Below are 7,436 nucleotides of genomic sequence, written 5' to 3'. Positions count from 1 at the left end.
TGGTTTCCCCCATTCACCATATGGGTGAGCGCCATGGACAAGAACAACAAGATCTAAGCTGTTGATTTCTTTGCGGCACTCTGCGTCCTTCGCGCCTTTGCGGTGAACAACTGAGTTTTTAAGGTTGAATCCACCGCAAAGGTGAATATCCACCTGCTTCAGGTTCAGGTGTTTTGAACAACAATATTCGGGAACTTGGCGCTCATGTCCTTGGCGCGCTCAGCGACCTTCACCGCAAGACGGCGGGCAATCGCCCGGTAGATGTCGGCGGCGCGGGAATCAGGGGCGCCAACCACCGTCGGCCGCCCGGCATCGGCCAGTTCCCGGATCGAGAGTTCGAGCGGAAGCGAACCGAGCAATTCGGTATCGTAGTCCTGACACATCTTCTCGCCGCCACCATGGCCGAAGATATGCTCTTCGTTGCCGCACTTGGAGCAGATATGGATGCTCATGTTCTCGACCAGCCCGAGAATCGGAATCCCGACCTTATCAAACATTTTCAGGCCCTTACGCGCATCGATCAGCGCGATGTCCTGCGGCGTGGTGACGATCACCGCACCGGTCACCGGAACCTTCTGCGCCAGTGTCAATTGTGTATCGCCGGTACCCGGCGGCATGTCGACGATGAGATAGTCCAGCTCCCTCCAATGGGTCTGATTGAGCAATTGCTCAAGCGCCTGGGTGACCATCGGACCGCGCCAGACCATTGGCGAATCGACATCAATCATGAAGCCGATCGACATTGTCTGCACCCCGTAAGCGATCAACGGATCCATCGATGTGCCGTCCTCCGACTCCGGCTGGCGACCAGCCAGACCGAGCATCTGCGGAATTGAGGGGCCGTAGATGTCGGCGTCGAGCAGACCAACGCTCGCACCTTCCTGGGCCAGGGCCAGCGCCAGATTGACTGCGGTTGTACTCTTGCCAACGCCGCCTTTGCCAGACGCTACGGCAATGATATTCTTGACGCCCTTGAGTGGCTTCAGATTGCGCTGCACGGCGTGGGCAATGATCTTGATCGTCACGTTGACGGCTACACTGCTGACCCCCGGAACCGCCTTGAGCGCCGCTTCTACCATGCCGCGAATGCCGTCGACCTGTGTTTTCGCCGGATAGCCCAGTTCAACATCAAGCGACACCTTGTCGCCATCGACCGCTATGTTCTTTGCCGAACGGGTCGACAGAAAGTCTTTCTTCGTGTTCGGATCGATCAGATTTTTCAGCGCCGCTTGTACGGCATCCAGTGTTAAAGCCATTCTGCACTCCTTGTCGAGATACCCGAGTAATTTCGTCCAGTTTACCCGAAAACGGGATCGACCGCGCTTTGATAGAATGCACGCTTTGCCGCGCGCGGCTCCACCGACGCTTCACCGGAACTCCTGATCGCAGCCCATGACCCGAAAAATCCTCGTCACCTCCGCCCTGCCCTATGCCAATGGCGCCATCCATCTCGGCCATCTCGTCGAATACATCCAGACCGACATCTGGGTACGCTTCCAAAAGATGCAGCCCAAGGAAAGGGTCAGCGAATGCTGGTACGTCTGCGCCGACGACACGCACGGCACACCGATCATGCTGCGCGCCGAAAAGGACGGCATCACGCCGGAAGCACTGATAGCGCGGGTACACAGCGAACACTCGCGTGACTTCGCCGGCTTCCATGTCGCTTTCGACAACTTCTATACCACGCACTCCGACGAAACTCGTGACTGTGCCAACGAGATTTATTCCCGCCTGCAAAAGGGTGGCCTGATCGAGAAGCGCAGCATTGAGCAGTACTACGATCCGGTCCGGCAGATGTTTCTTCCCGACCGTTTCATCAAGGGCGAATGCCCCAAGTGCGGCGCCAAGGATCAATACGGAGATAACTGCGAGAACTGCGGCGCCGCCTATACACCAAATGACCTGATCGATCCGTACTCGACCGTTTCCGGCGCCAAACCGGAACTGCGCAACTCCGACCACTACTTCTTCAGGCTCTCCGACTCGAGCTGCCAGAGCTTCCTGCGCCGCTGGACACGCGAATCTGGCCGTCTTCAACCGGAAGCCGCAAACAAGATGCAAGAGTGGCTCGGTTTTGACGAAAATTCGGACGAAAACAAGCTCACCGACTGGGACATCTCGCGCGACGCACCCTATTTCGGTTTCGAAATTCCCGACGCGCCCGGCAAATACTTCTACGTCTGGCTCGACGCCCCAATTGGCTACATGGGCTCATTCAAAAACCTGTGCACTCGTCGCGGCATCGACTTTGACGAGTACTGGAAACCGGATTCGCAAACCGAGCTCTATCATTTCATCGGCAAAGATATCCTGTATTTCCACGCCCTCTTCTGGCCGGCCGAGCTTGAGCACGCCGGCTATCGCACGCCGACCAGCGTCTTCGCGCACGGCTTCCTGACCGTCGACGGCGCCAAGATGTCCAAATCACGCGGCACCTTCATTACCGCCGAGAGCTACCTGCAACAGGGACTCAACCCCGAGTGGCTACGCTACTATTATGCCGCCAAGCTCAACAATTCGATGGAAGACATTGACCTCAACCTTGAGGATTTCGCCGCCCGCGTTAATTCGGACCTGGTCGGCAAGTACATCAACATCGCCAGCCGCTGCGCTGGTTTCATCAGCAAAAAATTCGACGGCCAACTAACAACGACTGATGCCCCCTGGCTCAAGCCGCTACGCGATACCGCGCAGACCATCGCCCAAGCCTACGAAGACCGCGAATTTGGCCGCGCCCTGCGCGAAGTGATGGCCCTGGCCGATAGCGCCAACGTCATCATCAACGATCGCAAGCCTTGGGAACTTGCCAAGCAAGCTGATAATAATCCCGAAGTAAGTGCTCAACTTCATGCCGCCTGTTCCGAAGCCATCGAAGCCTTCCGCCTGCTTACGCTTTACCTGAAGCCGGTGCTGCCCAAGGTCGCGCAAGCCGTGGAAGCCTTCCTCGGCATCGCCCCGCTGACCTGGAGTGACGCGGCGAAACCGCTGGCCGCCGGACACCAAATCAACAGCTACACCCACCTGATGACACGCATCGATCCGAAGCAGATTGCGGCGCTGGTCGACGCCAACAAGGCGACGTTCTCCCCCGCCCCCGAGACCGTTGCCCAAACCACCGTTGGTCATGACGACAGCATTAGCATCGACGACTTCATGAAGATCGATCTGCGCATCGCGCGCATTGTCGCTGCTGACCACGTCGAGGGGGCAGAAAAACTGATCCGCCTGGCACTCGACATTGGGGAAACGCAAAATGGCGGAATGAAAACACGGCAGGTCTTCGCTGGAATCAAATCCGCTTACGACCCGGCGCTGCTCATTGGCCGCATGACGATGATGGTTGCCAATCTCGCGCCGCGCAAGATGAAGTTCGGCATCAGTGAGGGCATGGTCCTCGCCGCCTCGGACCCGAATGGCAATACCCCTGGGATTTTCCTGCTTGCACCGGACGCCGGAGCCTTGCCCGGAATGCGCGTAAAATAAACAGGGCGTGCAACCAACCATCCCAGGCACCACTCGGGACGGCTAGCAGTTTGTCAGGCTTGATCGTGAAATTTGGCGCGAACAAAAAACCTTTGTTGCAGCCTTGAAGTACAACACATCCACATAATTCAGCACCGCCTCCGCCAACGGCATGCTGGCTAGCCTTGTTGTGAAGCCACGCCTTGTGCGTGTCATGCGAACTACTGTTGCAAGCGGACCAGAGCTTCCTCCGGAGTGTTGAAAAAATCAGGCGCGACCGACCGTTGTGTCAACGCGTCACCGATGTGGGCACGGGTGAAACTGCTGGCGGTATAGCGTGTGGCACGAACGTAAAACCGAACGACCACATCACGCACCATATCCATATAGGCATTAAGTAAATCAGGGTTAAGGGTGAAGTTATCGTAGTTCTCGATCGTATAGACCTTACGGCCCAATGGTTCGAGCCGAGCTTCAATCAGGCGACGGATAGTGTCGATATCGTGCTGGCTGCGAACGTTCAGTCCCTCGAAATTAACGAAGAAAATATTGTGCTCCGCGTCGTAGGCGAAGCGCTGCTCGAGCGGCAACGTCAGCATGTCGTCACGCAAGCCCATCGGCTCATCGCGAAAGATGCGCGCATCCATGGTTTTCAACTGCGGGCTGATGGCTGGACGAAAGGCCATTAGCGCCAGAATGTCGCGCTCCAGATCGACACCGGGGGCAATTTCGATCAGTTCCAGCCCGCTCTCGATCAGACGGAAAACGCAGCGCTCGGTAATGTAGAGAACTGTCTGTTTTCTCTTGAAGGCATATTCACCGCTGAAGGTGCGATGTTCGACGAGCGGAACGAATTTCGCCGTTTCGCCCTCGGTGAGAATTTTCAACGCGCCATTGACGACGGCGACATCGAGTTTCCCTGCGGTGAAAGTACCGACGAAAACAACTTTTTTTGCGGTCTGGCTGATGTTGATGAAGCCACCAGCACCGGACAGTCGCGGTCCGAACTTGCTGACGTTGAGATTGCCTAGGGCATCAGCCTGCGCCAGTCCGAGAAACGTGATGTCCAGCCCGCCACCGTCGTAGAAGTCAAATTGGGTCGGCTGGTCGATAATTGCTTCAGCGTTGGTCGCTGCGCCAAAACTCAAACCCATCGCCGGAACACCGCCAACCACGCCGGGTTCGGCGGTGAGGGTCATCAAGTCAATGACCTTTTCTTCGGCGGCAACGCTGGAGACGCCCTCGGGCATGCCAATGCCGAGATTGACGATGTCATTGGGTTTCAACTCAAAAGCCGCACGGCGGGCAATAATTTTTCGCTCGGAGAGTTCCATCGCCGGGATTGACGACATGGGAACCCGGATTTCGCCAGCATAGGCCGGGCTGTAGGGTTCGCTGAACGTCTGCATGTGGTATTCAGGCTTCTCGGCGATCACCACGCAATCGACCAGAATGCCGGGAATCTTGACCTGGCGGGAGTTGAGCGTACCGCGCTCGGCAATGCGCTCGACCTGGACAATGACGATGCCGCCCGAGTTGTGCGCGGCCATGGCAATGGCATTGGCTTCCAGGGTCAGCGCTTCCTTCTCCATGGTGATGTTGCCGTCAGGATCGGCAGTCGTGCCACGAATGATGCCAACATTGATCGGGAAGGTCTTGTAGAAAAGGTATTCCTCGCCGTCGATGACCATCAACTCGACCACATTTGTTGTGGTGATGCTGTTGAGCTTGCCACCACCGTGGCGTGGATCAACGAAGGTGCCAAGGCCAACGCGCGAGAGCAGCCCAGGCTTGCCCGCGGCAATGTCGCGGAAGAGATGGGTAATGATGCCTTGCGGCAGGTTATAGGCTTCGATGCGGTCGGTCACGGCAAGCTTTTGCAGCTTGGGAGCCAGCCCCCAGTGTCCGCCAATAACGCGCCTGACCAGGCCCTCGTGGCCGAGGTGGTTCAGACCACGCTCCTTGCCGTCGCCCTGGCCGGCAGCGTAGGCAAGTGTGAGATTGCGCGGGCTGCCCGCCGGTGACAGCGGATCGGCCCCAAGAAAGCGCTTCTCAAGCGCAATCGCAATATTCTCGGCGAAACCAATGCCGACAAAACCGCCGGTCGCCACGGTGTCGTTGTCACGGATCAGGCGCACGGCTTCGGCGGCGCTGACAATCTTGTTGCGCTTGGTCGGCACGTGTTGTGGGTTGGTCAACAGCGGATGGGTTGTTAGGATCACGTCATGCTTCCTTGGGTTGGTGGTGGTTGCCTGACAAGGGATTGCAGCCGGGTGAACACGGCGATCGCAGGCCGGTCGTTTGGTGAGGCTCGCACGATGCGTTGCGCATATCCAGTAGCATGTGCCAAATTGCCGGGAACCCCTGAGGGATCCCGGCAAAGGAGAATCAGACCACTCCGAGCGTACCGAGGACGATGGCCAGGGCACAGCAGATCACCGGGATCACGACGGAAACCATACCGATGTCGGCATAGCTCTGCTTGTGGGTGAGCTGGGTAATGCCGAGCAGGGTGATCACGGCACCATTGTGCGGCAGGCTGTCAAGGCCGCCGCAGGCGATGGCCACCACACGGTGCAGGACCTGCGGATTGATACCCTGGGCGAGGGCGGCCTGGTAGAACGTTTCGCCCATCGCGCCAAGGGCAATGCTCATGCCGCCCGACGCCGAGCCGGTAATGCCGGCAAGGATATTGGTGGCGATTGCCGAGGTGATCAGTGGGTTGTCAGAAATCGAGAGTAGGGCCGCCTGGATGATGGCGAAGGCACTAAGGGTCTTGACGACATTACCGTAGCCGACCTCGCTTGCCGTGTTGAGGATCGGCAGCATTGAGCCGAAAACACCGGCATTGACGGATTCCTTGACGTCGGTAAAGCGCTTCCAGTTGACGGCGATCGCGAAAATGACGGCCACCACCAGGGAAATCACCAGTGCCCAGATTCCGCGAACTGCGCCGAGATTGGTTTCGAAGGGCTTGGCCTTGAGGTAGTCATAGCCGGTCGCATTGGCCGTCAGGACGTACTCGGAAAGGATGAAGTTGAGGACCAGGACGATGATGATCGGCAGCAGAGCGACCCAGACACTGGGCAGATTGGCGCTGTCAAAATCCTTGACTACTTCGTTCGGGTGATTGCCGTAAAACTCGCCGCGCGCATTGGCTACCTTGGCGCGGTACATCAGCCACCAGGTGCCGGCAACGAACATGATGATGCCAATGATGGTACCCAGGACCGGGGCAGCATAAACGGTGGTCTTGAAGAAGGGCATCGGGATGGCGTTCTGGATCTGTGGCGTGCCAGGCAGGGCCGTCATCGTAAAAGTAAATGAGCCGAGGGCGATGGCGCCGGGGATCAGAAACTTGGGCGTTCCGGCTTCCCTGAAAAGGTGGGCGGCAATCGGGTAGACGGCAAAGGCGACGACGAAGAGCGAGACGCCACCGTAGGTCAGGATGCCGCAGGAAAGCACGACGGCGAGGATGGCCCGGCTCTTGCCGACCCTTTCGGCGATGTCATGGGCAATCGCCTTGGCGCAGCCGGAGTCTTCCATTACCTTGCCGAAGATAGCGCCGAGCAGGAAAACGGGGAAGAACAGTTTGAGGTAGTTGGCCAGGTTGGGCATGAAGACATGCGTGTAGGTGGCTATGATCGGCATGTCCGAGAACATTGCCGCAACCAAGGCCAGGATCGGTGCAAGGATGAGGACCGTTATGCCTCTGTACGCGAGGTACATGAGCAGGCCAAGTGATAATACGATGCCGATTACGCCAATCATGAAAGGTGCTCCTCCGTTAGTTTATTTTGGACGCCACTGACGCCCTCGATTTTGAAAGGGTAAAAGCGATCCGGAAAACGACCGCCTTTATCTCTTTCACCACGCCCCAAGGTTAGCAAATGCAACCAGTCTGAGTATCATTGACCGCTTCAACTCTGTCAATGCCGATTATTACTCCTGAATATTGCCTTTGAATTCCC

4 protein-coding genes are annotated in these 7,436 nt (G+C 57.5%); 1 reads left to right on the top strand and 3 read right to left on the bottom strand.

Annotated features, from left to right (window positions below; genetic code table 11):
- Window positions 1–164 precede the first annotated feature (164 nt).
- Window positions 165–1,256, bottom strand: a complete 1,092-nt coding sequence (gene apbC / locus Q1J43_RS09450; RefSeq protein ID WP_301102238.1) for an iron-sulfur cluster carrier protein ApbC — start codon at window positions 1,254–1,256, stop codon at window positions 165–167.
- 136 nt (window positions 1,257–1,392) lie between these two features.
- On the opposite strand from apbC, the gene metG reads away from it, so the two are divergent.
- The gene (gene metG / locus Q1J43_RS09445; RefSeq protein WP_301102237.1) at window positions 1,393–3,486 is read left to right on the top strand and encodes a methionine--tRNA ligase; all 2,094 of its coding nucleotides are present in this window, start codon (window positions 1,393–1,395) and stop codon (window positions 3,484–3,486) included.
- Between the two features lie 200 nt (window positions 3,487–3,686).
- Here the strand turns inward: metG and Q1J43_RS09440 are convergent, their stop codons facing one another.
- Window positions 3,687–5,687, bottom strand: a complete 2,001-nt coding sequence (locus tag Q1J43_RS09440) for an acyl CoA:acetate/3-ketoacid CoA transferase (protein WP_301102236.1) — start codon at window positions 5,685–5,687, stop codon at window positions 3,687–3,689.
- 166 nt (window positions 5,688–5,853) lie between these two features.
- The gene (locus Q1J43_RS09435; protein ID WP_301102235.1) at window positions 5,854–7,236 is read right to left on the bottom strand and encodes a GntP family permease; all 1,383 of its coding nucleotides are present in this window, start codon (window positions 7,234–7,236) and stop codon (window positions 5,854–5,856) included.
- Between the last annotated feature and the right edge of the window lie 200 nt (window positions 7,237–7,436).

The sequence above is a fragment of the Propionivibrio sp. genome, assembly GCF_029255185.1.
GTDB lineage: Bacteria > Pseudomonadota > Gammaproteobacteria > Burkholderiales > Rhodocyclaceae > Propionivibrio.
Note: the sequence above shows the minus strand (reverse complement) of the source record. Positions and strands in the feature narration are given on the sequence as shown.

Coding starts and splice junctions, on each gene's coding strand:
- apbC (WP_301102238.1), bottom strand. CDS start 1,256: ATGGCTTTAACACTGGATGCCGTACAAGCGGCGCTGAAAAATCTGATC.
- metG (WP_301102237.1), top strand. CDS start 1,393: ATGACCCGAAAAATCCTCGTCACCTCCGCCCTGCCCTATGCCAATGGC.
- Q1J43_RS09435 (WP_301102235.1), bottom strand. CDS start 7,236: ATGATTGGCGTAATCGGCATCGTATTATCACTTGGCCTGCTCATGTAC.